The sequence below is a fragment of the Phyllobacterium sp. RCAM01083 genome (assembly GCF_055685835.1).
Genome location: NZ_JBVFZN010000005.1, coordinates 3,518,852 through 3,543,229 on the forward strand (window position 1 = coordinate 3,518,852; position 24,378 = coordinate 3,543,229).

The 24,378-nt window shown below is 58.7% G+C and carries 17 protein-coding genes, 3 tRNA genes and 3 rRNA genes; 18 read left to right on the forward strand and 5 right to left on the reverse strand.

Annotation, left to right across the window (positions count from 1 at the left end; translation table 11 throughout):
• The first annotated feature begins 25 nt into the window (after positions 1-25).
• Together clpB and ACZ25R_RS24115 are read left to right on the forward strand one after the other, a co-directional pair.
• Entirely contained in the window at positions 26-2,638 is a 2,613-nt protein-coding gene (gene clpB, locus ACZ25R_RS24110; protein WP_472462436.1) for an ATP-dependent chaperone ClpB, read from the forward strand.
• 171 nt (positions 2,639-2,809) lie between these two features.
• Positions 2,810-4,237 carry a L,D-transpeptidase family protein gene (locus ACZ25R_RS24115; protein WP_472462437.1) on the forward strand — a complete coding sequence of 476 codons (1,428 nt, stop codon included), beginning with the start codon at positions 2,810-2,812 and terminating at the stop codon, positions 4,235-4,237.
• A gap of 15 nt (positions 4,238-4,252) precedes the next feature.
• On the opposite strand, the gene ACZ25R_RS24120 is transcribed toward ACZ25R_RS24115, so the two are convergent.
• On the reverse strand, positions 4,253-6,205 hold the full coding sequence (locus tag ACZ25R_RS24120) for a M23 family metallopeptidase (RefSeq protein WP_403180946.1): 1,953 nt from the start codon (positions 6,203-6,205) through the stop codon (positions 4,253-4,255).
• Between ACZ25R_RS24120 and ACZ25R_RS24125 the strand changes: the two genes are divergently transcribed.
• The 8 genes from ACZ25R_RS24125 to ACZ25R_RS24160 all read left to right on the forward strand — a co-directional run bounded on the left by ACZ25R_RS24125 (position 6,181) and on the right by ACZ25R_RS24160 (position 13,578).
• Entirely contained in the window at positions 6,181-6,636 is a 456-nt protein-coding gene (locus tag ACZ25R_RS24125) for a hypothetical protein (protein WP_472462438.1), read from the forward strand. The two genes, ACZ25R_RS24120 and ACZ25R_RS24125, sit on opposite strands and share 25 nt — an antisense overlap.
• A gap of 382 nt (positions 6,637-7,018) precedes the next feature.
• Positions 7,019-8,503: ribosomal RNA gene (locus ACZ25R_RS24130) — 16S ribosomal RNA — on the forward strand.
• A gap of 248 nt (positions 8,504-8,751) precedes the next feature.
• Positions 8,752-8,828, forward strand: a tRNA-Ile gene (locus tag ACZ25R_RS24135).
• A gap of 17 nt (positions 8,829-8,845) precedes the next feature.
• A tRNA-Ala gene (locus tag ACZ25R_RS24140) sits at positions 8,846-8,921 on the forward strand.
• Positions 8,922-9,312: 391 nt separating this feature from the next.
• Positions 9,313-12,243 (forward strand): 23S ribosomal RNA (locus ACZ25R_RS24145).
• A gap of 204 nt (positions 12,244-12,447) precedes the next feature.
• Positions 12,448-12,562: ribosomal RNA gene (gene rrf / locus ACZ25R_RS24150) — 5S ribosomal RNA — on the forward strand.
• Together the 16S, 23S and 5S rRNA genes with 3 tRNA genes alongside form the textbook arrangement of a ribosomal RNA operon.
• Before the next feature lie 299 nt (positions 12,563-12,861).
• Positions 12,862-12,938, forward strand: a tRNA-Met gene (locus ACZ25R_RS24155).
• A gap of 262 nt (positions 12,939-13,200) precedes the next feature.
• Positions 13,201-13,578 carry a DUF4180 domain-containing protein gene (locus ACZ25R_RS24160; protein WP_472462439.1) on the forward strand — a complete coding sequence of 126 codons (378 nt, stop codon included), beginning with the start codon at positions 13,201-13,203 and terminating at the stop codon, positions 13,576-13,578.
• On the opposite strand, the gene ACZ25R_RS24165 is transcribed toward ACZ25R_RS24160, so the two are convergent.
• Entirely contained in the window at positions 13,575-14,603 is a 1,029-nt protein-coding gene (locus ACZ25R_RS24165; protein WP_472462548.1) for a LacI family DNA-binding transcriptional regulator, read from the reverse strand. The two genes, ACZ25R_RS24160 and ACZ25R_RS24165, sit on opposite strands and share 4 nt — an antisense overlap.
• Positions 14,604-14,657: 54 nt before the next feature.
• The gene (locus ACZ25R_RS24170) at positions 14,658-14,984 is read right to left on the reverse strand and encodes an EthD domain-containing protein (RefSeq protein ID WP_472462440.1); all 327 of its coding nucleotides are present in this window, start codon (positions 14,982-14,984) and stop codon (positions 14,658-14,660) included.
• 311 nt (positions 14,985-15,295) lie between these two features.
• On the opposite strand from ACZ25R_RS24170, the gene ACZ25R_RS24175 reads away from it, so the two are divergent.
• From ACZ25R_RS24175 to ACZ25R_RS24200, 6 genes are all read left to right on the forward strand, one after another.
• Positions 15,296-16,099, forward strand: coding sequence for a transporter substrate-binding domain-containing protein (locus ACZ25R_RS24175; protein WP_472462441.1), 804 nt, complete (start codon positions 15,296-15,298; stop codon positions 16,097-16,099).
• Positions 16,100-16,163: 64 nt separating this feature from the next.
• A complete protein-coding gene (locus ACZ25R_RS24180) occupies positions 16,164-16,868 on the forward strand; it encodes an amino acid ABC transporter permease (protein WP_464661494.1) in 705 nt (234 codons plus the stop codon).
• Positions 16,865-17,524: an amino acid ABC transporter permease gene (locus ACZ25R_RS24185; protein WP_472462442.1), complete on the forward strand. Its 660-nt coding sequence runs from the start codon at positions 16,865-16,867 to the stop codon at positions 17,522-17,524. The genes ACZ25R_RS24180 and ACZ25R_RS24185 overlap by 4 nt, the downstream gene beginning before the upstream one ends.
• Complete coding sequence (locus ACZ25R_RS24190; RefSeq protein WP_288195007.1) at positions 17,505-18,236, forward strand: amino acid ABC transporter ATP-binding protein; 732 nt, start codon at positions 17,505-17,507, stop codon at positions 18,234-18,236. Before ACZ25R_RS24185 ends, ACZ25R_RS24190 begins: the two co-directional genes overlap by 20 nt.
• Positions 18,237-18,263: 27 nt before the next feature.
• Positions 18,264-19,199 (forward strand): 2-hydroxyacid dehydrogenase, encoded by a 936-nt coding sequence (locus ACZ25R_RS24195; protein WP_472462443.1) that lies wholly within the window; start codon positions 18,264-18,266, stop codon positions 19,197-19,199.
• Between the two features lie 32 nt (positions 19,200-19,231).
• The gene (locus ACZ25R_RS24200) at positions 19,232-20,116 is read left to right on the forward strand and encodes an NAD(P)-dependent oxidoreductase (protein WP_472462444.1); all 885 of its coding nucleotides are present in this window, start codon (positions 19,232-19,234) and stop codon (positions 20,114-20,116) included.
• 2 nt (positions 20,117-20,118) lie between these two features.
• Here ACZ25R_RS24200 and ACZ25R_RS24205 read toward each other — a convergent pair whose 3' ends face one another.
• Both ACZ25R_RS24205 and ACZ25R_RS24210 read right to left on the reverse strand, forming a co-directional pair.
• Positions 20,119-20,619, reverse strand: a complete 501-nt coding sequence (locus ACZ25R_RS24205) for a gluconokinase (protein ID WP_472462445.1) — start codon at positions 20,617-20,619, stop codon at positions 20,119-20,121.
• Positions 20,616-21,383 carry an SDR family oxidoreductase gene (locus ACZ25R_RS24210; RefSeq protein ID WP_346304968.1) on the reverse strand — a complete coding sequence of 256 codons (768 nt, stop codon included), beginning with the start codon at positions 21,381-21,383 and terminating at the stop codon, positions 20,616-20,618. Before ACZ25R_RS24210 ends, ACZ25R_RS24205 begins: the two co-directional genes overlap by 4 nt.
• A 167-nt stretch (positions 21,384-21,550) precedes the next feature.
• On the opposite strand from ACZ25R_RS24210, the gene ACZ25R_RS24215 reads away from it, so the two are divergent.
• Both ACZ25R_RS24215 and ACZ25R_RS24220 read left to right on the forward strand, forming a co-directional pair.
• Positions 21,551-22,585, forward strand: coding sequence for an L-idonate 5-dehydrogenase (locus tag ACZ25R_RS24215; protein ID WP_472462446.1), 1,035 nt, complete (start codon positions 21,551-21,553; stop codon positions 22,583-22,585).
• A gap of 204 nt (positions 22,586-22,789) precedes the next feature.
• Positions 22,790-24,223 (forward strand): aldehyde dehydrogenase family protein, encoded by a 1,434-nt coding sequence (locus ACZ25R_RS24220; RefSeq protein WP_472462447.1) that lies wholly within the window; start codon positions 22,790-22,792, stop codon positions 24,221-24,223.
• Positions 24,224-24,378 lie beyond the last annotated feature (155 nt).

The window sequence follows — 24,378 nt, forward strand, 5'->3', positions numbered from 1 at the left end:
GGTTCTGGGGAAAAGGAGACAAAGAATGAATCTTGAAAAATACACTGAGCGCGTTCGCGGCTTCATCCAGTCTGCACAGACCTTCGCACTTTCTTCCAACAACCAGCAGTTTGCACCGGAGCATTTGCTCAAGGTTCTCGTCGATGACGAGGAAGGCCTTGCCGCATCGCTGATCGAGCGGGCGGGCGGGCGTATAGCCGATGTGCGCCTGGGGTTGCAGGCCGCGCTCAATGCGCTGCCGAAAGTCACCGGCGGCAACGAACAGCTGTATCTTGCCCAGCCGCTTGCCAAGGTTTTCGCCACGGCGGAAGAGCTTGCCAAGAAGGCCGGCGACAGTTTTGTCACGGTTGAACGGCTGCTGACGGCGCTTGCCATCGAGAAGTCGGCAAAGACATCGGAAATCCTGAGCCGCGCGGGCGTGACCGCTGCTGGCCTCAATGCGGTTATCAACGATATCCGCAAGGGCCGGACCGCCGATTCGGCTTCCGCTGAAAACACCTATGACGCGTTGAAGAAATATGCGCGCGACCTGACCGCCGATGCGCGGTCGGGCAAGCTCGACCCGGTTATCGGCCGCGATGACGAAATCCGCCGGACGATCCAGGTTCTGTCGCGCCGTACCAAGAACAATCCGGTTCTCATCGGTGAACCCGGCGTCGGCAAGACGGCGATCGCCGAAGGGCTGGCGCTGCGTATCGTCAATGGCGACGTGCCGGAGTCCTTGAAGGACAAGCAGCTGATGGCGCTCGACATGGGTGCGCTGATCGCCGGTGCGAAATATCGCGGCGAGTTTGAAGAGCGCCTGAAGGGTGTGCTTTCCGAAGTGCAGTCGGCCAATGGCAACATCATCCTGTTCATCGACGAGATGCACACGCTGGTTGGCGCCGGCAAGGGCGAAGGGTCGATGGATGCATCGAACCTGCTGAAGCCTGCCCTGGCACGCGGCGAACTGCATTGCGTTGGCGCGACGACACTCGACGAGTATCGCAAACACGTGGAAAAGGACCCTGCACTGGCCCGGCGGTTCCAGCCGGTGTTTGTTGACGAGCCGTCGGTCGAGGATACGATTTCGATCCTGCGCGGATTGAAGGAGAAATACGAACAGCACCACAAGGTTCGCATTTCCGATTCGGCCCTGGTTGCCGCCGCAACGTTGTCGAACCGCTATATCACCGACCGCTTCCTGCCGGACAAGGCGATCGACCTGATTGACGAAGGCGCGGCGCGCCTGCGGATGCAGGTGGATTCCAAGCCGGAAGAACTCGACGAAATCGACCGCCGCATCATGCAGCTGAAGATCGAACGCGAGGCCCTGAAGGTCGAGAAGGACGATGCATCGAAAGACCGTCTGGAGCGGCTGGAAAAGGAACTGATCGAACTTGAGGAGCAGTCCACGGCGCTGACCAACACCTGGCAGTCGGAAAAGCAGAAGCTCGGGCATGCGGCCGACCTGAAAGGTCAGCTGGATGAAGCGCGCAATGCCTTGGCAGCCGCACAGCGCAACGGTGAATTCCAGAAGGCGGGCGAGCTTGCCTATGGCACGATCCCGCAGCTGGAAAAGCAGCTGGCGCAGGCCGAGCAGCAGGATGGATCGACCTCGATGGTCGAGGAAATCGTCACGCCTGATCATATCGCGCAGGTTGTGTCCCGCTGGACCGGTATCCCGGTTGACCGGATGCTGGAAGGCGAGCGTGAAAAGCTGTTGCGCATGGAAGACGAACTGGCCAAGCGGGTCATCGGACAAGGTGAGGCGGTTCAGGCCGTTTCCAAAGCCGTGCGCCGTGCCCGTGCCGGTCTGCAGGATCCGAACCGGCCGATTGGCTCGTTCATTTTCCTCGGACCGACCGGTGTCGGCAAGACGGAGCTCACCAAGGCTCTGGCCGCGTTCCTGTTCAGCGACGAAACGGCCATGGTTCGCATCGACATGTCCGAATATATGGAGAAGCATTCGGTCGCGCGTCTGATCGGTGCGCCTCCCGGTTATGTCGGCTATGAGGAAGGCGGAGCGCTGACGGAAGCGGTCCGGCGCAGGCCTTATCAGGTTGTCCTGTTCGACGAGATCGAAAAGGCGCATCCGGATGTGTTCAATGTGCTGTTGCAGGTGCTCGATGATGGACGTCTGACGGATGGCCAGGGCCGGACGGTGGATTTCCGCAATACGCTGATCATCATGACGTCCAACCTCGGTGCGGAATATCTGACCGCGCTGCGCGAAGATCAGGATGTGGAAAGCGCCCGCGAGGACGTGATGAACGTGGTCAAGGCCTCGTTCAGGCCGGAATTCCTCAACCGCGTGGACGAGATCATCCTGTTCCACCGCCTGAAGCGGAACGAAATGGGGGCGATTGTGGCGATTCAGATGGAGCGTCTGCAGTCCTTGCTGGCGGATCGGAAGATCATCATCAAGATCGACGAGGATGCGACCCACTGGCTGGCGGACAAGGGCTATGATCCTGCCTATGGTGCACGGCCATTGAAGCGCGTGATCCAGAAGCAGGTGCAGGATCCGCTGGCAGAGAAGATTCTGCTCGGTGAGATTCTCGATGGTTCGACCGTCAAGATCACCGCGGGTTCCGACCGGCTCAATTTCAGGTCGGTCAAATCCGCGCCTGATCGGGACAAGAGCGAAGCCGCCTGAGCACTGCTCCGGCAAAGAAGCGAAGAATCGGAATGGCCGCCGCATGGCGGCCATTTTCATGTCTGCTTCATGCTGTAGATGCGACGATAAAAGCGCCGCATTAACCATAAAGACAGGAAAGTCGGTCATTTATGCTTAAGAGTGCGTTAGCGGAAACCGGAAGTTGAAAATATGGCGTTTCGTCATTTGATTGTGTTTGCATTGCTTTTTGCCGCTATTCCTGCGGTATCGGCGCCCATATCCCCCGCGCAGGCGGCAAGCCTTACGGCAAGCGCCGCGGCGAATCAGGCGCCCTTTGCCGTTGCGCAATTGTTCGAATCGGACCGGCGGCCGCGCCGCGGCGAATACCGCGTTTATTTCGATGAATATAACCGCCGGGTGACGGTGGATCGCCGTGGCCGGGTGGTTTCGGTCGAAGAGCCGCGCAATGATGCCAATGACGGCCGCGGCATCGACTATTTTCCCGATGCGCCGCAGGATCCCTACGATACCGGATCAATTCCCGAAGATCCCTATGCGAATCGCCCGAACGACCCGTATCGGGGGCAACCGTCGCAACCGTCCGAGCGCGACTATCGCACGGTCGAGCGTGCGCCGCTGCCGCCGGCCAACAATCAGCCGGATATGGCGCCGTCATCTCCCGGTCTGATCGATCCGGAAATGCCGGGCGAAAATCTGGCATCGCCACCATCGCAGGAAGCCATCCCGGCGCACCCCAATCCGGCGCCCACCGTGCAATTGCCCAAGGGGCAGGGTGCCAAGAGCAAGATTGCCGCCATTCAGGTGCTCCTCGACCGGGTCGGCGTTTCGCCCGGCGTCATCGACGGGCGCAAGGGCGGCAATGTCGATAAGGCCGTGGCAGCTTTCGAGGAAATGACCGGCCAGAAATTCGACCCGCTCAACGAAGCGGGAATCAATGCCTCGCTCGAACAGACGGGCGGTCCTGCCTTCGTTGCCTATACGATCACATCGGAAGATGCGGCCTATCCCTTCGTTGCCTCGATCCCCGAGGATTACAGCCACAAGGCCCAGCTGGAGCGGATGGCCTTTACCTCCGTTCCAGAGATGCTGGGCGAGCGCTTTCACATGGACGAGGCTTACCTGAAGGAAATCAATCCGGGTGCGGACTTCAATCGCCCCGGCACGGTGATTCAGGTTGCCAATCCCGGCCAGAATGTCGGCGGTTCGGTGACCAAGATCATCGCCGACAAAGGCCGCAAGCAGGTGCGCGGCTATAATGCCGAGGGGCGGCTCATCGTGGCCTATCCCGCGACCATCGGCTCGACCGATACGCCGTCGCCGTCGGGGATCGTGCAGGTGGAGCGCATCGCGATCAATCCCAACTACACCTACAATCCCAAGCTGAACTTCAAGCAGGGCGAAAACAACAAGGTTCTGACCATCCCGCCCGGTCCCAACGGGCCGGTGGGCACGGTCTGGATCGCGCTGTCGAAGCCGACCTATGGCATCCACGGCACGCCGGAACCGTCAAAGATCGGCAAGACCAACAGCCATGGCTGCGTCCGCCTGACCAATTGGGACGCGATGGAATTGTCGAAGCTGGTGCAGAAGGGTGTGACCGTGGAGTTTCAGGAATAAAACCCGGAGCAGTGGTCAGCCGCTGGCGGCAACCTTGGGTGCGTTGCCGTTATCGTCCTTCAGCAGCTGATCGATGCGCTCGCGCTCGCGCTTGAAGGCGGTGAGATCATCGCCGCCAAGCGCCCGTCCGCCGGGCAGGCGGATGCGCATCGGGTCCACTTTCGACCCGTTGACGATGACTTCATAGTGCAGATGCGGACCGGTCGACAGACCGGTCGAGCCGAGATAGCCGATCACCTGGCCCTGCCGGACCTTGGCACCCGGCGTCACACCGGCCGCAATGGCGTTCTGGTGCGAATAGCTGCTTTCATAACCGTTGGAATGCCGCAGGACCGTCTGGTTGCCATAGCCGTTGGTCCAGCCGGCGCGCTCGACCACGCCATTGCCGGCCGCGATGATCGGCGTGCCGCGCGGCGCGGACCAGTCGACGCCCGTATGCATGCGGGAATAGCCGAGAATGGGGTGGCGGCGCATGCCGAACGGCGAGCGGAACACACCATTGGGCACGGGATTGCGCAGCAGGAACTGTTTTGAGCTGCGGCCGTTCTCGTCATAATAATCGGTCGAGCCATCGGCCGAATGGAATCGGTAGAATTTGCGCAAATTGCCGCCGAAATTGGCGGCGACATAGAGTATTTCCGATTCATCGCCCGCCCTTTCCGAATCGGCCGGCAGCGAGAAGAACGCTTCCAGCTGGTCGGTCGGGGCAAGCTGCGCCTGGAAATCCACATCCGACGCCAGCATGCGGATCAGCTGCTGGATCATCGTGTCGGTCATGCCATAGGCGATGCCCGCACGATAAATGCCGTCATAGACCGTGGGAAGATCGCCGGGCTGGCGCGAGGCGGGCGGGTTGTCGTCAAAGGCAAGCTGCAGTCCCGGTGTCATCTCCGGTTCGTCGGCCGGCACATACTGGTCCTTGTCGTTGAGGGCGATGGTCAGAATGTGCGTGGTGCCGTTGTAGACGCTCGACCGCATGATCCGGTCGACACCGTCGTGCGACTCAATTCCCAGGCGCAGGACACTGCCGCCCTTGAGGCGCGGCGAGTTGAGAAGTTTCGCGATCGCTTCGGACATGCCGGTGGCATCCTCGTCCTCGTAGCCCGCTTCATTGAAGGCGCCAAGGATGTCCTTGTCGTTGCGGAACGGGATCAGCTCTTCCGAGTAGCCATGGCTTTCGGCATCTTCGCCCATCCGGGGCGAGACGCTGACATTTTCCTGGATGATCTTGACCGCAAGCGGATTGCGCAGGTTGAAAGGGTCCTCGTCGGCGCCGAAGCGCAGGGGATCCACGTAGTGCAGCGAGGCCACCTGAACCGCGCCGTCGGTCAGCAGTGCGCCGGTGTTGCGGACAACGTCTTCCACTTCGTCGGCGCTCAAATCGTCGGATGGATCGAATTGCGCGGTGGCGAGGGGAAAGTCCACGGTGCGCAGGCTGACTTCACTTTCCACCTTGGCGCCGTAGATCATGCCGGTCTTGGGGGTGGGGTCGGTTCCTTCGTTGGCCTCGGCAAACACGTCCAGCGGGTTGAAGCCGGGATATTTGCGGTTGCTGTTGTGGACAGAGGCGAGCGCGATGCGGACATATTCGAACGGTGTGGAGCGGATGACGTCGCGTTCGCCTTCTTTGAAGACCGTGGAGACATCGAGACGGCGGCGGTCGCGGTTGCGGCGGACAGGAGTGGTCGCGGCAACGCGCGTGCCCTTGGCCACGCTGCTGTTGTCCCTGGCGGTAGGGACGATGGTGCGGGCCATCAGTTCCGGCGGCGTCGCCAGCTGTTCGCGGCCATCGAGCGCGGCAAACAGGGCCACACCCATCAATACACTGGAGGTAATGCCGGTCAGAAAGGTCCCGGCCAGCCATCGTGCCGATATTTCACGGCGATCGGGCGGGCCGCGACGCCCGTCTGTAATCAACGGCGGTTCGTTGCCCGGATCGATGGATGAGTGCCCCTCGTACTCTTTCATGCTTCTCAGTGTCGATCCTGTCGCCGTTATTGATGCAGGCTTATTTGATTTTTCGGCGCGTGCCGACCAGCCATTTACTGGTACGAAGTCAACAAGGCCGCAGTTTTGCCCTCGCAGCTTCCATCTGTCAACGCGCCGATCGTGAAGAGTGCCTATATAGAGAGATACCCGTCATGATCCCCGGAAATGAACCCCGCGCACGGGAGCCAGCGCTAGGGTTTGAATCCGGCATGTTTGTGGCCGCAGCCATCACAATACGCTTCGGCGGCTTATTTGCCGGCGTTTCGTCCAGCAAATACGGGGCTGTGGATAAATCGTGTCACATTTTTGATAAAAAACGCAAAAGGCGTGTTGACAGTTTTGGTTGGTGGGGTCTATATACCGACACAACGAGGGCGGGGCGCCGCTGGCGGTTGCTGAATGCGCCCTAAAGGAAGCTCTCTGGTGGTTTTCGGATTGTTGCGCGAGTGACGATCCTTCGAGTAGGGCCTCGAAGGGATTGACGGTGTGGCCTTGTGGTCGTGCGGTTGGTTTTCGGGGTTGGACTTGGTGCCGGCTGGTTCCGGTTGACGGTGGTTTTTGCCATGGTCTGTTCTTTGACAATTTTATACAGAAGAAAGAGAAACGTGGGCGGCAGGGTCCTGCGGAACATCGGAAGATGTTCAACAGATACTTTGGCGGACACGTTTCGAGAGAAGATGTTACATGCGTCTGAGCAATCAGATGTAAGGTGTATATATGTTCTCGTCGATTCAACGGATTGAGGCTTCGGCTTTGATCCAAGCGTGACCAATATAGCCAATATCAAATTTTCAACTTGAGAGTTTGATCCTGGCTCAGAACGAACGCTGGCGGCAGGCTTAACACATGCAAGTCGAGCGCCCCGCAAGGGGAGCGGCAGACGGGTGAGTAACGCGTGGGAATCTACCCATCTCTACGGAATAACGCATGGAAACGTGTGCTAATACCGTATACGTCCTTCGGGAGAAAGATTTATCGGAGATGGATGAGCCCGCGTTGGATTAGCTAGTTGGTGGGGTAAAGGCCTACCAAGGCGACGATCCATAGCTGGTCTGAGAGGATGATCAGCCACACTGGGACTGAGACACGGCCCAGACTCCTACGGGAGGCAGCAGTGGGGAATATTGGACAATGGGCGCAAGCCTGATCCAGCCATGCCGCGTGAGTGATGAAGGCCCTAGGGTTGTAAAGCTCTTTCACCGGTGAAGATAATGACGGTAACCGGAGAAGAAGCCCCGGCTAACTTCGTGCCAGCAGCCGCGGTAATACGAAGGGGGCTAGCGTTGTTCGGATTTACTGGGCGTAAAGCGCACGTAGGCGGACTATTAAGTCAGGGGTGAAATCCCGGGGCTCAACCCCGGAACTGCCTTTGATACTGGTAGTCTTGAGTTCGAGAGAGGTGAGTGGAATTCCGAGTGTAGAGGTGAAATTCGTAGATATTCGGAGGAACACCAGTGGCGAAGGCGGCTCACTGGCTCGATACTGACGCTGAGGTGCGAAAGCGTGGGGAGCAAACAGGATTAGATACCCTGGTAGTCCACGCCGTAAACTATGAGAGCTAGCCGTCGGGCAGTATACTGTTCGGTGGCGCAGCAAACGCATTAAGCTCTCCGCCTGGGGAGTACGGTCGCAAGATTAAAACTCAAAGGAATTGACGGGGGCCCGCACAAGCGGTGGAGCATGTGGTTTAATTCGAAGCAACGCGCAGAACCTTACCAGCCCTTGACATCCCGATCGCGGTTACCAGAGATGGTTTCCTTCAGTTAGGCTGGATCGGTGACAGGTGCTGCATGGCTGTCGTCAGCTCGTGTCGTGAGATGTTGGGTTAAGTCCCGCAACGAGCGCAACCCTCGCCCTTAGTTGCCATCATTCAGTTGGGCACTCTAAGGGGACTGCCGGTGATAAGCCGAGAGGAAGGTGGGGATGACGTCAAGTCCTCATGGCCCTTACGGGCTGGGCTACACACGTGCTACAATGGTGGTGACAGTGGGCAGCGAGACCGCGAGGTCGAGCTAATCTCCAAAAGCCATCTCAGTTCGGATTGCACTCTGCAACTCGAGTGCATGAAGTTGGAATCGCTAGTAATCGTGGATCAGAATGCCACGGTGAATACGTTCCCGGGCCTTGTACACACCGCCCGTCACACCATGGGAGTTGGTTTTACCCGAAGGTGCTGTGCTAACCGCAAGGAGGCAGGCAACCACGGTAGGGTCAGCGACTGGGGTGAAGTCGTAACAAGGTAGCCGTAGGGGAACCTGCGGCTGGATCACCTCCTTTCTAAGGAGACGCGTGAACAGGTAACAGTTAGGCTGGTCTTTCACATGTCTATTAGAACAAAGGTTGCAAGCCAGTCAGCTTGACAACCGTGCATACAATGCAGGGACTGCCGCCTACGTTTCTCTTTCTTCCACATGATACGCGCTCGCGCGCCGTACCGCCCTTTTGGGCTGGCGCTCCGCGGGGGCGCGGCACGAGCCGCGACGCGCTAGCGCGCTGTACTGGCGCTTAACGCCGGTGTAGCTTTCGGGCTTGTAGCTCAGTTGGTTAGAGCGCGCGCTTGATAAGCGTGAGGTCGGAGGTTCAAGTCCTCCCAGGCCCACCATATTCCCATACCTTTACGGGGGCGTAGCTCAGCTGGGAGAGCACCTGCTTTGCAAGCAGGGGGTCGTCGGTTCGATCCCGTCCGCCTCCACCAAAGGTTTTGGAGATGGACGATGCGAAGGCACATGTCATGTGAGAGAAGAAGCAAGTTTGCAGCTTGTGAGGCTTTGAGCCTTTCGGTTGCCTGTTCTGTATGAAATCGTGAAGAGAAGATAAATTCGGATTGTTCCGGATGTTCAAGGGTTTGCACCTTCTGGTGCGGGTCCGCCGGCCTTTGGGCCATGAACGCCGGAAAATGTCGCAAGGGATGCTCATCAAAAGCCCTTGCAGAGGATTGGCCGCTTAACCGCAGAGCCATCGGATTTATCTCGAGAAGCTGGTCTTTTTTGTCAAATCGATTGTTGCTGAATGTTTGGTTGTCCATTGGTATCCCCCATGGAGACGAAATGTTCGTGAAGGCAAGGATGGATATTGGCAATGAGAATGATCAAGTGTCTTAAGGGCATTTGGTGGATGCCTTGGCATGCACAGGCGATGAAGGACGTGATACGCTGCGATAAGCGTCGGGGAGGTGCGAATACCCTTTGATCCGACGATTTCCGAATGGGGAAACCCACCTTAGATATCTAGAAAATTTGAACTGTTGGAACGATGAAGCGCTGTTTTGGTTTGTTTCTCAAAAGGAGGCACCCATACAGACCGCTCGGTCGTCGCGGCTTATGCCGCGCCCTCCCGGAGCACAGCCCTGAAAGGGCGGTACGTGCGTGAGGGAAGAACACTTCAACTTTCTAGATATCAAAATAAGGTATCTAACTTTCGAATACATAGGGGTTAGAAGCGAACCCGGGGAACTGAAACATCTAAGTACCCGGAGGAAAGGACATCAAACGAGACTCCGTAAGTAGTGGCGAGCGAACGCGGACCAGGCCAGTGGCTTTTATGAGACAAGTGGAACACCTTGGAAAGGGTGACCGAAGTGGGTGATAGTCCCGTACACGTAATGCGAATAAAAGTCCTTGAGTAGGGCGGGACACGTGAAATCCTGTCTGAACATGGGGAGACCACTCTCCAAGCCTAAGTACTCGTGCATGACCGATAGCGAACCAGTACCGTGAGGGAAAGGTGAAAAGCACCCCGACAAGGGGAGTGAAAGAGATCCTGAAACCGAATGCCTACAAACAGTTGGAGCCCAAGATTTGTTCTGGGTGACAGCGTACCTTTTGTATAATGGGTCAGCGACTTAGTCTGACGAGCAAGCTTAAACCGGTAGGTGTAGGCGCAGCGAAAGCGAGTCTGAACAGGGCGTTCAGTTCGTCGGATTAGACCCGAAACCAAGTGATCTAGCCATGAGCAGGTTGAAGGTAAGGTAACACTTACTGGAGGACCGAACCCGCATCTGTTGCAATAGATTGGGATGACTTGTGGCTAGGGGTGAAAGGCCAATCAAACTTGGAGATAGCTGGTTCTCCGCGAAATCTATTTAGGTAGAGCGTCGATCGAATACCTTCGGGGGTAGAGCACTGGATGGGCTAGGGGATCTCACCGATTTACCAAACCTAACCAAACTCCGAATACCGAAGAGTACTAATCGGCAGACACACGGCGGGTGCTAACGTCCGTCGTGAAGAGGGCAACAACCCTGACCACCATCTAAGGTCCCTAAGTTATGGCTAAGTGGGAAAGGATGTGAGGATCCCAAAACAACCAGGATGTTGGCTTAGAAGCAGCCATCATTTAAAGAAAGCGTAACAGCTCACTGGTCTAAATAAGGGTCTTTGCGCCGAAAATGTACCGGGGCTAAAGCCATACACCGAAGCTGTGGATTTGCACGTAAGTGCAAGTGGTAGCGGAGCGTTCTGTAAGCCGTTGAAGAGAGACCCGTGAGGGCTCTTGGAGGTATCAGAAGTGAGAATGCTGACATGAGTAACGATAAAGGGAGTGAGAGACTCCCTCGCCGAAAGTCCAAGGGTTCCTGCTTAAAGTTAATCTGAGCAGGGTTAGCCGGCCCCTAAGGCGAGGCCGAAAGGCGTAGTCGATGGGAACCACGTTAATATTCGTGGGCCTGCGGGTAGTGACGGATCGCGTATGTTGTTCTTCCTTATTGGATTGGAAGGGCTTCGAAGCGGTTCCAGGAAATAGCTCCCGCGTATAGACCGTACCCTAAACCGACACTGGTGGACTGGTAGAGAATACCAAGGCGCTTGAGAGAACTGCGTTGAAGGAACTCGGCAAATTGCACGCGTAACTTCGGAAGAAGCGTGACCCTTATGTACGCAAGTATGTGAGGGTGGCACAGACCAGGGGGTAGCGACTGTTTACCAAAAACACAGGGCTCTGCGAAGTCGCAAGACGACGTATAGGGTCTGACGCCTGCCCGGTGCTGGAAGGTTAAGAGGAGAGGTGCAAGCTTTGAATCGAAGCCCCAGTAAACGGCGGCCGTAACTATAACGGTCCTAAGGTAGCGAAATTCCTTGTCGGGTAAGTTCCGACCTGCACGAATGGCGTAACGACTTCCCCGCTGTCTCCAACGCAGACTCAGTGAAATTGAATTCCCCGTGAAGATGCGGGGTTCCTGCGGTTAGACGGAAAGACCCCGTGCACCTTTACTATAGCTTTACACTGGCATTCGTGTCGGCATGTGTAGGATAGGTGGTAGACTTTGAAGCGGGGGCGCCAGCCTTCGTGGAGTCATCCTTGAAATACCACCCTTACCTATATGGATGTCTAACCGCGGTCCGTTATCCGGATCCGGGACAGTGTATGGTGGGTAGTTTGACTGGGGCGGTCGCCTCCTAAAGAGTAACGGAGGCGCGCGATGGTGGGCTCAGACCGGTCGGAAATCGGTCGTCGAGTGCAATGGCATAAGCCCGCCTGACTGCGAGACTGACAAGTCGAGCAGAGACGAAAGTCGGTCATAGTGATCCGGTGGTCCCGCGTGGAAGGGCCATCGCTCAACGGATAAAAGGTACGCCGGGGATAACAGGCTGATGACCCCCAAGAGTCCATATCGACGGGGTTGTTTGGCACCTCGATGTCGACTCATCGCATCCTGGGGCTGGAGCAGGTCCCAAGGGTATGGCTGTTCGCCATTTAAAGCGGTACGTGAGTTGGGTTCAGAACGTCGTGAGACAGTTCGGTCCCTATCTGCCGTGGGTGTAGGAATATTGACAGGATCTGTCCCTAGTACGAGAGGACCGGGATGGACGTATCTCTGGTGGACCTGTTGTGGCGCCAGCCGCATAGCAGGGTAGCTATATACGGACGGGATAACCGCTGAAGGCATCTAAGCGGGAAACCCACCTGAAAACGAGTATTCCCTTGAGAGCCGTGGAAGACCACCACGTTGATAGGCCGGGTGTGGAAGTGCGGCAACGCATGAAGCTTACCGGTACTAATAGCTCGATTGGCTTGATCATTCTCATTACTTATATCCATCTAAAGCGCTCACGCATGAGCGGGTCTTCGACCCTATGCTCCGCGAAGGCGCCGGACGACCGGCGACGGTCAGTCGACCTTGCGGGCTAACGCCCGGAAAGCCGATAATCTCAATGTTGCAAGACATTGAAAACAGTCGAAACGACAACAAAACCAGCTTCTCTTTCATCGTTGCTTTTTGCTGACCTGGTGGTTACAGCGGAGCGGCTGCACCCGATCCCATTCCGAACTCGGCCGTGAAACGCTCCAGCGCCAATGGTACTTCGTCTCAAGACGCGGGAGAGTAGGTCGCTGCCAGGTCTGCCAAACGCAACATGAAATCATAATCTCTCCACATCCCATACTTTCCAATCAACAGGCCGCATCAAGCGGCCTTTTGCTTTTGCAAAACAGCAGGCACAAGTGCATAATTACACGCCGCTTCAAACGCGGTAGCCGGAAATACCGGCATGGTGGCAAGGGGTGCAGCAGCCCCGTCCGACCGCAGAAGCCTCAAAGCTTCCAGGTCGGACAAACGGAGAAATCCGGGCTGCACCGTCTGACCGCAGGGCAACGCCCGAGGACAGACACACGAAAACGGCAATCGCCGGATATGGTGGCGCGGGGTGGAGCAGCCCGGTAGCTCGTCAGGCTCATAACCTGAAGGTCACAGGTTCAAATCCTGTCCCCGCAACCAATCTCCCAAAAACATCTCAAAACAAGCTTCTCACAAAACACAAACATTAACCCCGCTCCCGCGGGGCTTTGTCGTTTGAGGAAGGCGCAAAAATACCAGCGCCCGAAGTCCCTTATGCAGCAATATATTCGTCGGCTTATAACGCTCCAAAAAGTTTGAAACGTTCATTCCGTTCAACCCGAATAACCATTGCGCGGGTTCGATGCCGAGGTAATCTAGCCGTGTCATTGTCCATGCTTGCAGCCAAAGGAATTTTCGGCAGATGAACGACGATGTCATCGAGATGCACGGTCTGCGCGTTCTTCTGTTCGCCGCGGAGGGTGACAAACTTGCCGCCGCGCGGGATGCCAATACGTTCCTCAGCGATACCTGGGCGCAGGACGCAACGCTCGCCGTGATTCCGGTTTCACGGCTTGGCGATGATTTTCTCGACCTCAAGACCCGAATCGCCGGAGAAGTCATCCAGAAATTCGTCAACTATCAGATTCACCTGACCATTCTCGGAGATATTTCCGCATGGGCGGACACAAGCAAGCCATTGCGCGATTTTGTCTATGAGACGAATCGCGGCCGCAGCCTGTGGTTCATTCGCGATCTGGCAGAACTAGAGCAACGGCTGGCAATTCACGCAGCCGGCTAACGCGGTTTTCCCGCGGGTGCCGTGGTGCCGCGCGTCACCAGTTCGAACCCGACATTGACCGCCGCCGCCGGTGCATATTCCCGAGCGGTGCTGCGATCGAGAACCTGCAGCAGAAGTTCGCCGGTCCTGCGGCCGATCTGTTCGGCATCGATGCGAATCGTTGTGATCGCGGGAACACATTGCCGGGCAATATCGAAATCGCCAAAGCCCATCAGCGAGAGATCGCCGGGCACCTTGATGCCGCGCCGGTGACATTCCATCAGCGCGCCGACGGCGGAAATGTCGGAAACGGCGAAGACCGCTTCCACGTTCGGGGCCTGTTCCAGCAATATGCCGAGTGTAAGGGCGCCATGATCGTAGGAAACCGGGGCTTGGCCGGCGCGAATCACCAGTTCATCACTCAGACCAGCTTCGCGCAGCACCGAGGTGAAGCCTGCGAGCCGTGATTCGCCGCGCAGATCCTTCGCATCGCTGTCCATCCTGGATCCAAGCGCGCCGATTCGCCGGTGCCCCAATGCCAGGAGATGCAGTGCCGCTGCCCGTCCGACTTCATAATTGGAAAAGCCGACCGCATGGTCGATCGGATGTTCCGGCGTATCCCAGATTTCGACGATCGGAATACCGGCCCGCAGCATCATTTCATTGGCCGCCTTGGTGTGGGTGGTACCCGCAACCACGATCGCATCGGGCCGCCGGGCGAGCATGGCGCGGATGATTCGCTCTTCCTCCTCCAGCCGGTACATGGTGTAACCGATGAGGAGCTGATAGTCGGCCGGCCGCATGGCCTCGGCAAGACCCTGCGCGGTATCGGCGAAATTGGAATTGGTCAGGGTCGGCAGAATCGCCGTGATAAAGTTGGTGCGCCGGGAGGAAAGGCTGCCCGCCACCCGGTCCGGCACGTAGCTCAGCTGCTCGATGGCCTTCATCACCCGGTTGCGGGTTGATTCGGAAACGAGATCAGGGTCCGCCAGCACCCGCGAGACAGTCATCTTCGACACGCCGGCGAGGCGGGAGACGTCGTGCATGGTGGCTTTGGGCGAAGATGGCGGCACGGTTCGGTCCTGTCTGTTCCGAATCAGTTACTTCGGGGCGATCCTGTTGTAAACCACGTGGTAGAAACGGCCATCGAACATGTGCATCATTTCATCGGTGATGGCCCGGCCTTCGAGGCGCACCGGCGAGGCAAGGGCTTCCTTCACGGCTTCCATCGAGGGATAGTCGACTTCCTGGACCATGGCGATGGGGGGCGAATCAGGGTCCGAATCAACCGTGCGCATGACGCGCACCGCCTGGGCGTTCGGCATGCGCTTCCAGACAGGCAGCAATCGTTCCTCCACCATCTGAAAGAAGGCGTCTTCCTGGCCTTTATGAATCGTTCCCTCGAAAATGGCCGACCGGGTGAACATGGATCCTCCTTGCGCGTTGATAGCGTGGCATTTTCGCCTTGCCACTTGTAATGATACCGATAACATGCTTGATTGGAAAAACAAGCAGCAAAATTGACAAGCCGTCAGGGAACGCTGCCGAATGGTTTGAATAGGCTGCAGCTTGATGCTCCTGGACGGAATAGTGTCGAAGACTCATAGCGCAGTATCGCGGAATCAACAGGCTGAATGGAAATGTTATCGAGAACAATTGATACACACTGAGACTGGCGGGTGATGCTCGGGAGGCATCGCCGGAATCATGGACAACACGACAAGTGGAGGAGACAAGAATGGGTATTTCAAAATCATTGCGTGTGATGGTCGCGGCCGTCGGCCTTGCCGCTGCAGGGCTGTTTTCGGCAGTCGATGCCAATGCGGTCACGCTGAACGACATCACCTCGCGCGGCACCGTCCGAATCGGCGTGCTCACCGGCGCGCCGCCGATGGGCATGGTCGACGAGAAGGGCAATCCGACGGGTTATGACGTCGATGTTGCCAACCTGATAGCCGGTTATCTCGGCGTGAAGGCAGAACTTGTGCCGCTGACGCCGCCATCGCGTATCCCGGCGCTGCAGACCGGCAAGGTCGACTTCCTCATTGCGACGCTTGCGCCAACGGGCGAACGCGCCAAGACGGTGATGTTCACCCAGCCCTACAGCGCTTTCAACATGGTGATCGTTTCCGGCAAGGACCAGAAATTCGCGGCCCTCGCTGAACTCGGCGGCAAGCGCGTCGCGGTCAATCGCGGTTCGTCACAGGAAGCAGCCTTGCGCAAAGTTGCCGTGCCGGGGCTCGAGCTCGTGGTCTACGAGGATGATTCGACCACGGCCCAGGCACTGATCGCCGGACAGGTCGATGCCGTCGCGCTGCCGTCGACGGTTGCCGACGCCGTGTTGAAGCAGCTGCCCGATGCCGGTCTGCAGGTTGGTTTCACCTTCTTCCGCCAGGGCAACTCCATGGCAACGGCGCTGCAGGATTTCGAGATGCGCCAGTGGCTCAATACGGCGATTTATCTGATGAAGAACTCCGGCGAGCTCGATGCCATTTCGGTCAAGTGGACCGGCCAGCCCATGCCGCAGCTGCCATCCTTCTGATCTGCCGCTCAATCGGTTCACCGGGCAAAGTCTGCCCGGTGCCATTTTCCAATGGAGACCGGAGATGTCCTACACCTTCCAGTTTGGCGTCATCGCCCAGTACCAGAATGAAATTCTGGCCGGCATCTGGATGACGATCAAGCTCTCCGTGGCGTCGATCATCCTTGGTTGTGCCGCCGGTATTATCCTTGCGTCGATCCGCTCGATGAAAACAGGCATCGGCCGCATTCTCGTCGATGCCTATGTCGAGATCATCCGCAACACGCCGTTTCTCGTGCAGCTCTTCATTGTCTATTTCGGCCTGCCGGGGCTTGGATTGCGCGTCAGCGCGGTGACGGCTGCCCTGATCGGCATGACGATCAATCTCGCCGCCTATTCCACCGAGATCATCCGTGCCGGCATCGAATCCATTCACAAATCGCAGATCGAGGCGGGCGAGGCACTGGGCTTCACGCGGCTGCAGATTTACCGCCATGTCATCATCATGCCGGCCATTGCCAAGGTCTATCCGGCGCTGTGCAGCCAGTTTGTCCTGATGATGCTGGCGTCGTCGGTGTGCTCGGCGATCTCGACGAAGGAACTTGCGGCATCGGCCGCCTTCATCGAATCGCAGAGTTTCCGTTCCTTCGAAGTCTATATCGTCGTCACGCTCATCTATCTGGCGCTGGCGCTCGCCCTGCGCGGTGTGCTTGCCGTTATCGGACTGTGGTTGTTCGGCCGCCGCGTGGCACGGCGAACGGCGGTCGCTCTTCCGGAGGTGCAGGCATGATTCTCCGTACCTTCGGTTTCAGTGAATTCGGCTTCCTTGTCTCGGCGCTCATGTGGACTGTTGTCCTGACCATCATCGCGCTCAGCGGCGGCGGTCTTGTCGGCTTCGTCATCGCGCTTGCCCGCACCTCCACGCACAAGTGGCTGCGGATCGTGGCCGCAACCTATATTCAGATCATCCAGGGCATCCCGGTGCTGATGATCCTGTTCCTGTCCTACTACGGGCTGAGCCTCGCAGGGCTGCAGCTGCCGCCTCTCGTGGCAGCGGGCGCTTCGATGACGATTTACGCATCGGGCTATCTCGCCGAGATCTGGCGGGGCTGCATCCAGTCTGTGCCCAAGCCGCAATGGGAGGCGTCCGAATCGCTCGCCATGACGCGCGTGCAGCAATATCGCTATGTGATCCTGCCGCAGGCGCTGCGCATCTCGCTGCCGTCAACCGTCGGCTTTGCCGTGCAGGTGGTCAAGAACACGTCGATCACCTCGATCATCGGTTTTGTCGAACTCGCCCGTGCGGGCCAACTCATCAACAATGCGACGTTCCAGCCCTTCCGCGTGTTTCTTGCGGTCGCGGCGCTGTACTTCGTCGTCTGTTATCCGCTGTCCCAGCTGTCGCGTTGGCTGGAAAGGAGACTCCATGCCAGAAGTCATCGTTGAAAATGTCCATAAAAGCTTCGGCTCGGTCGAGGTGCTCAAAGGTGTCTCGCTGACCGTCGAGCGCGGCGAGGTGATCGCGCTGATTGGCCGGTCGGGTTCCGGCAAGAGCACGCTTTTGCGGTGCATCAACGGCCTGGAAAAGATCAATTCCGGCCGCATCGAGATTGCCGGCCACACGGTGAGCAGCGATCCCAGGCAGCTGCGGGAACTGCGCCGGGATGTCGGCATTGTCTTCCAGAGCTACAATCTTTTCCCGCATCTGAGTGTCGGCGACAACATCATGCTGGCGCCGAAGATCGTCAAGAATGTCGCCAGGGCACAGAGCCGCGAAACCGCGGAAAACGTGCTGAAGCTCGTTGGTCTCTCGGAAAAATTCGATGCCTATCCGGATGAGCTGTCCGGCGGCCAGCAGCAGCGCGTCGCCATTGCCCGCTCCCTCGCCATGCAGCCGAAAGTGATGCTGTTCGACGAGGTGACGTCTGCGCTCGATCCGGAACTGACCGAGGAAGTGCTCAACGTCATGGAACAGCTGGCACGGGACGGCATGACGATGATCCTGGTGACGCATGAAATGGCTTTTGCCCGCCGGGTCGCGACCAGAACCATTTTCATGCACCAGGGCAAGATCTGGGAGGAGGGGCCGTCGAAACAGCTCTTCAGCGATCCCAAGACGCCGGAGCTGCGCCAGTTCGTCAAAGCCGATGTCAAGTAAATCCATCCATTAGGGAATTCCATGATCATGCCGATCGATATTCTGCAGCTATGCCCGCTGATGCCCGCACTCGAAGCGGATCTTGCCAGGCACTATACCGTGCATCGTTGGTTTGAGACGACGGACCAGCCGGGCTTCCTGAAATCCCATGCGGATCGAATCCGCGGTGTGGTGACGGGCGGGCATATCGGCATTCCGACCGAGCTTGCGGCTCAATTGCCCAAGCTGGAAATCGTTTCGATCAACGGTGTCGGTTACGACAAGATCGACCTGAACGCGGCGCGCCAGCGCGGCTATCGCGTCGCCAATACACCGGATGTTCTAACCGCCGACGTGGCCGACCTTGCGCTTGGGCTGATCATCAATCTGGCGCGGCAGCTTGTTCTGGCCGACAATCATGTTCGTGCAGGCAACTGGCCAAAGGGCGAGCTCGGCCTCGGGCACCGGGTAACGGGCCGGCGCTACGGCATTTTCGGGCTTGGCCGCATCGGCCAGGCCATCGCCAAACGCCTTGTCGCCTTTGACGGGCAGATTTTCTATTCGGGGCGCCGCAAGCTCGATGTTCCCTATACATTTTACCCGACGCTCGCGGAGCTTGCGGCCAATTGCGATGTGCTGATCATTGCGGCGGCCGCCTCCGCAGAAACAAAACATGTGGTCGATGCCGATGTGCTGAATGCCCTCGGGCCCAAAGGCAGCCTGATCAACATCGCCCGCGGTTCGCTTGTCGATGAAACCGCTCTCGTTGCAGCCTTGCAGCATGGTACCATTGCGGGAGCCGGGCTCGATGTGTTCGCGGACGAGCCGCGTGTACCGGAGGCGCTGTTCGCCATGAAGAATGTCGTGCTTTCGCCGCATGTGGCCAGTGCCACTCACGAGACACGCCGGGCGATGGCCGATCTTGTGCTTGCCAATCTGGAAGCGCAATTTGCCGGCAAGCCGCTGCCGGCAGCGGTTGTTTGACAGATATCGCGATAGACGGGGGAAGAGCCGCCATGGCCGATGCATCCACGATTGCTGTTATTGGCGCGGGGCTCATGGGCGCCGCGATTGCCACACGGCTCATCGAGACCGGCCATCCGGTCGCGGTGTTTGACGTCGATGCGCAGAAGGTGGCGGCACCTGTGGCCAAAGGCGCCGTGGCGGCACTTTCGGTTGCCGCGGCCACAGCGCAAAGCCGGTTCGTCATTCTGAGTCTCAACCATGCCGATATTGTCCGTACGGTCGTGTTCGGCGCGGATGGCGTGGCTGCGGCCGCCGGAGCGGGCAGACTGCTGATCGACATGTCGTCGATTGATCCGAAGGAAACCGCTGACATGGCGGCAGTGCTGGCGGAAACAACGGGAATGAAATGGCTGGATTGCCCGCTGTCCGGCGGTGTTCCCGGTGCGCTTGCCGGGCGATTGACCGTGATGGCTGGCGGCGATGCCGCCGATTTCGAACACGGCCGAATCGTCATGCAGCATCTCTGCGCCAACTATACGCTGATGGGGCCGAGCGGGGCGGGGCAGACGACGAAGCTGATCAACCAGCTGTTCTGCGCCGTGGCGTTCCAGGCGGTTGCCGAGGCGGTAAAGCTGGCGGAAGCGGGCGGCGTTGATCCGGCGCTGATACCGCAGGCGCTGGCGGGCGGGCGGGCCGACAACCGGATCATGCAGGAATTCATGGCGAAGTTTGCCGCGCGCGACTACACGCCGACCGGGCGCATCGACAACATGCTGAAGGATCTCGATTCGCTGCAGGCCTTTGCGCTGAAGACGAAGACGCCGTTGCCGATGACCGGTCAGGTCGTGGAAATTCACCGGCTGCTGTGTGCAGCCGGGTTGGGCGCACGCGATTCAGCCGAGATGATGCGGTTGCTCGATGGGTTTTCCAGCTAGAATCACAGTTCCTGCGCTCTCAGCCATGCCACACTGGCCTCGACAATCTGCGTGATCGGATGCGCGACATCCTGCGTGAACACGAGTGGTTCACCCGTTGGCGATTCCAGCGTCGCCAATTGGCTGTCGAGCATCGACAGCGGCATGAAATGGCCGGTGCGCTTACCCATGTGATCGCGCAAAACCGCCAGGCTGCCGTCGAGAAAGACAAAGGCGAGGGCCCCGCCCGCTTCCCGGCGCAGCCGGTCGCGATACATTGTCTTCAATGCGGAGCAGGATACGACCACGCCCTTTTCGGCCTTGGCGAGTTCCGCGCCGATCTTGTCGAGCCACGGCCAGCGGTCCTCGTCGGTCAGCGGGATACCCGCCGACATCTTCTTCACATTGCTTTCCGGATGCAGCACGTCGCCTTCGATGAACGGCAGGGACAGTGCTGCCGCGATGCCCTCTCCAACTGAAGATTTGCCGGAGCCGCTCACGCCCATGACGATCAGCCTGATCATAGGGACGCCGTGATGCCGCCATCAACATGGATGACCTGGCCGTTGACGAAGGATGATGCATCGCTGGCCAGAAACACCGCCGCACCGACCAGTTCCTCGACATTGCCCCATCGTCCCGCCGGGGTGCGCTTTTCCAGCCAGCCGGAGAATTCCGGATTGTCGATCAGCGCCTGATTGAGCGGCGTCTTGAAATAGCCGGGTGCGATGGCGTTGACCTGCAGGCCGTATTTGGCCCAGTCCGTGCACATGCCGCGCGTCAGGTTGCGGACGGCGCCCTTGGTTGCGGTGTACGGCGCGATGGAAGGCCGCGCCAGTTCGCTTTGCACGGAGGCGATATTGATGATTTTTCCGCGTCCACGCTTGATCATGTGCTTTGCCACGCTCTGTCCGGCATAAAAGACACTGGAAATATTGGTCTGCAGCAGCAGCTGCCACTTGTCTTCGGGAAAGTCCTCAAGCGGCGTGCGGAACTGCATGCCGGCATTGTTGAACAGAATGTCGATCGCGCCAATATTTGTCTCGATCGTGTCGACGCCGGCCTTGACGCTTTCCAGGCTGGTCACGTCGAACGCGGCCGCATGGGCTTTATGGCCCGCTGCCCTGAGTTCGGCAACGGCGGCATCGACCTTTGCCGCATCGCGGCCATTGATGATGATTTCCGCGCCGTGTTCAGCCAATCCCTTGGCCAGGGCAAAGCCGATTCCCTGGCTTGATCCCGTAACGAGGGCGCGTTTCCCCTCCAGGCTGAACAATGGATAGGCCATTCTTTGTTTCCTCCGGTTCTGCGGAATTCCGATTGCGGGTTGTCATCGCTTCCTTCTCCGCTTGACATAAATGTTATCGATAACATATGCAAGTATTCCGGTGTTATGGTGCTGAAATTGATCCCGGCCGTTGCGGCTGGAGGCTTGAAGCGCAAGGGGAGGAACGTATGAAGGCTGTTGTCATCCACGCGGCAAAGGATCTGCGCATCGAGGAACGCGATCCCGGCATTCCCGAAGCCGGGCAAGTGGATATTGCCGTTGAGGCCGGCGGCATATGCGGCTCGGACCTGCACTATTACAATCATGGCGGGTTCGGCACGATCCGGCTGCGCGAACCGATGATCCTCGGCCACGAGATTGCCGGAACCATCAGGGCATTGGGGGCGGGGGTGAGTGGTCTTGCCGTCGGTGACCGCGTGGCCGTATCGCCCAGCCGTCCCTGCAACCATTGCGATTATTGCCTGCAAGGGCTGCAGAATCATTGTCTCAACATGCGTTTTTATGGCAGCGCCATGCCCATGCCGCATATCCAGGGCGCATTCCGCCAGCGGCTGGTCGCCGAGGCCTGGCAATGCCACCGGGTGGCGGATGGCGTTTCGATGAACGAGGCGGCCTTTGCCGAACCCTTTGCTGTGACGCTGCATGCGGTCAAGCGCGCCGGTTCATTGCTTGGCAAGCGTGTCCTTATTACCGGCTGTGGTCCGATTGGAGCACTGACCATCCTGGCGGCGCGGGCGCATGGCGCCCGGGAGATTGTCGCGACCGATGTCATGGATGCGGTGCTGGTCAAGGCCCGGGAGATCGGGGCGGACCGGACCATCAATGTCGCCGACCATCCGGAGCAACTGGCAGCCTATTCCGCCAACAAGGGCTCGTTCGATGTGATGTTCGAGGCATCCGGCAACGAACGGGCGCTGCGCGCCGGGCTCGACGTCCTGCGTCCGCGCGGCATTCTCATGCAGCTCGGCCTTGGTGGGGACATCGCCATTCCGCAGAACCTGATCGTCTCCAAGGAAATCGATCTGCGCGGCTCCTTCCGCTTCCACGAAGAGTTCGGTCTGGCGGTTGATCTGATCAGCCGGAACATTGTCGATGTGAAGCCGCTACTCACCGGCATCTTCAGCCTTGACGATGCGGTGCAGGCTTTTGAGACCGCGGGTGATCGCAGCCGTTCGATGAAGGTGCAGCTCGCCTTTGCCTGACATTCGTGCCGGGAATGCGTCAAATGTCCATTGAAACCGCTTTTCCCTATGTTAAGGTCCGGCGCCGCTTCCCCTTTGACAGAGCGTTGATGCTTTCGGGTCTATCGCCGGGGGATTGTTCGGCATAAGCGTTTCGGGAGAAGGCCGGTCGACGGCTGCAGCGTGACGGCCCTTGTGCCGTCATCAGGAAGGACAGAACATATCATGACAGTGCACCAGAACCTGATCGACGGCGCGTGGATCGGTGGCGATGCGATCGCCAACATCAACCCCTCCAACACCAATGACGTCGTTGGTCAATATGCGCGGGCGACAGCCGAAGACACGCTGAACGCCATTGCCGCGGCAAAGGCGGCATTCCCGGCCTGGTCGCGCTCCGGCATTCTTGAGCGTCACGCCATCCTGCGCAAGACCGCCGATGAGATCACCGCCCGCAAGGACGAGATCGGCCGGCTGTTGTCACGCGAGGAAGGCAAGACCCTGGCCGAAGGCATCGGCGAGACCGTGCGCGCCGCCCAGATTTTTGATTTCTTCGCCGGGGAAGTCCTGCGCCTGGCCGGCGAGGTTCTCCCCAGTGCCCGCCCGAACATCGGTGTTGAAATCACCCGGGAAGCCGTGGGTGTCGTCGGCATCATCACGCCGTGGAATTTCCCCATCGCCATCCCCGCCTGGAAGATTGCGCCGGCATTGGCCTATGGCAATACGGTGGTTTTCAAGCCTGCGGATCTGGTTCCCGGCTGTTCCTGGGCGATTGTCGATATATTGCACCGCGCCGGCCTGCCGAAGGGCGTGCTCAACCTCGTCATGGGCAAGGGTTCGGTTGTCGGCCAGACCATTCTGGACAGCGCCGATGTCAATGCCATCACCTTCACCGGTTCGGTGGGGACGGGCAAGCGCGTTGCTGCCGCCTCCGTCGAACATATGCGCAAGTTCCAGCTGGAGATGGGCGGCAAGAACCCGTTTGTCGTGCTCGACGATGCGGATCTGACCGTGGCCGTCGAAGCCGCCGTCAACAGCGCCTTCTTCTCCACCGGCCAGCGCTGCACCGCGTCCTCGCGCATCATCGTCACCGAGGGCATCCACGACCGGTTCGTTGCGGCGGCAACCGAGCGCCTGAAGGGTGTCGTTGTCGATGACGCCCTGAAAGCCGGAACCCATATCGGGCCGGTGGTCGATCAGAGCCAGCTGAAGCAGGACGAGGACTATATCGCCATCGGCAAGTCCGAGGGTGCCAGGCTGGCCTTCGGCGGCGAGCGGCTGACCCGCGATAATCCCGGTTTCTACCTGCAGCCGGCACTGTTCACCGAGGCGACCAACCAGATGCGGATTTCCCGCGAGGAAATTTTCGGCCCCGTCGCCAGTGTTATCCGGGTCAAGGATTATGAGGAAGCGCTGCATACCGCGAACGACACGCCGTTCGGCCTGTCCTCGGGCATTGCGACAACCAGCCTGAAACACGCCACGCATTTCAAGCGCAATGCCGAAGCAGGCATGGTCATGGTCAACCTGCCGACGGCAGGGGTGGATTTCCACGTGCCGTTCGGCGGCCGCAAGGGCTCGAGCTATGGCCCGCGCGAGCAGGGCAAATACGCTGCTGAATTCTATACAACCGTGAAGACGGCCTACACGCTGGCCTGATGGGCGCTTTCTCTATTTTCATGACAGACCGGTTTTTGACGGGCGGTGCGGTTGCACCGCCCGTTTTCATTGGCTTCTTGGTGTGGTGTCGGTTGAGTTATCCCCAGGGTTGGTTGTGAGGATTTGAGAAAGTTTTGTTTTGTGCGTTTTTTTGG

What these genes read in the sequence shown, in the direction of transcription:
- clpB (WP_472462436.1), top strand. Translation starts at nt 26, where the DNA reads ATGAATCTTGAAAAATACACTGAGCGCGTTCGCGGCTTCATCCAGTCT.
- ACZ25R_RS24115 (WP_472462437.1), top strand. Translation starts at nt 2,810, where the DNA reads ATGGCGTTTCGTCATTTGATTGTGTTTGCATTGCTTTTTGCCGCTATT.
- ACZ25R_RS24125 (WP_472462438.1), top strand. Translation starts at nt 6,181, where the DNA reads ATGAGTGCCCCTCGTACTCTTTCATGCTTCTCAGTGTCGATCCTGTCG.
- ACZ25R_RS24120 (WP_403180946.1), bottom strand. Translation starts at nt 6,205, where the DNA reads ATGAAAGAGTACGAGGGGCACTCATCCATCGATCCGGGCAACGAACCG.
- ACZ25R_RS24160 (WP_472462439.1), top strand. Translation starts at nt 13,201, where the DNA reads ATGAACGACGATGTCATCGAGATGCACGGTCTGCGCGTTCTTCTGTTC.
- ACZ25R_RS24165 (WP_472462548.1), bottom strand. Translation starts at nt 14,603, where the DNA reads ATGCACGACGTCTCCCGCCTCGCCGGCGTGTCGAAGATGACTGTCTCG.
- ACZ25R_RS24170 (WP_472462440.1), bottom strand. Translation starts at nt 14,984, where the DNA reads ATGTTCACCCGGTCGGCCATTTTCGAGGGAACGATTCATAAAGGCCAG.
- ACZ25R_RS24175 (WP_472462441.1), top strand. Translation starts at nt 15,296, where the DNA reads ATGGGTATTTCAAAATCATTGCGTGTGATGGTCGCGGCCGTCGGCCTT.
- ACZ25R_RS24180 (WP_464661494.1), top strand. Translation starts at nt 16,164, where the DNA reads ATGTCCTACACCTTCCAGTTTGGCGTCATCGCCCAGTACCAGAATGAA.
- ACZ25R_RS24185 (WP_472462442.1), top strand. Translation starts at nt 16,865, where the DNA reads ATGATTCTCCGTACCTTCGGTTTCAGTGAATTCGGCTTCCTTGTCTCG.
- ACZ25R_RS24190 (WP_288195007.1), top strand. Translation starts at nt 17,505, where the DNA reads ATGCCAGAAGTCATCGTTGAAAATGTCCATAAAAGCTTCGGCTCGGTC.
- ACZ25R_RS24195 (WP_472462443.1), top strand. Translation starts at nt 18,264, where the DNA reads ATGCCGATCGATATTCTGCAGCTATGCCCGCTGATGCCCGCACTCGAA.
- ACZ25R_RS24200 (WP_472462444.1), top strand. Translation starts at nt 19,232, where the DNA reads ATGGCCGATGCATCCACGATTGCTGTTATTGGCGCGGGGCTCATGGGC.
- ACZ25R_RS24205 (WP_472462445.1), bottom strand. Translation starts at nt 20,619, where the DNA reads ATGATCAGGCTGATCGTCATGGGCGTGAGCGGCTCCGGCAAATCTTCA.
- ACZ25R_RS24210 (WP_346304968.1), bottom strand. Translation starts at nt 21,383, where the DNA reads ATGGCCTATCCATTGTTCAGCCTGGAGGGGAAACGCGCCCTCGTTACG.
- ACZ25R_RS24215 (WP_472462446.1), top strand. Translation starts at nt 21,551, where the DNA reads ATGAAGGCTGTTGTCATCCACGCGGCAAAGGATCTGCGCATCGAGGAA.
- ACZ25R_RS24220 (WP_472462447.1), top strand. Translation starts at nt 22,790, where the DNA reads ATGACAGTGCACCAGAACCTGATCGACGGCGCGTGGATCGGTGGCGAT.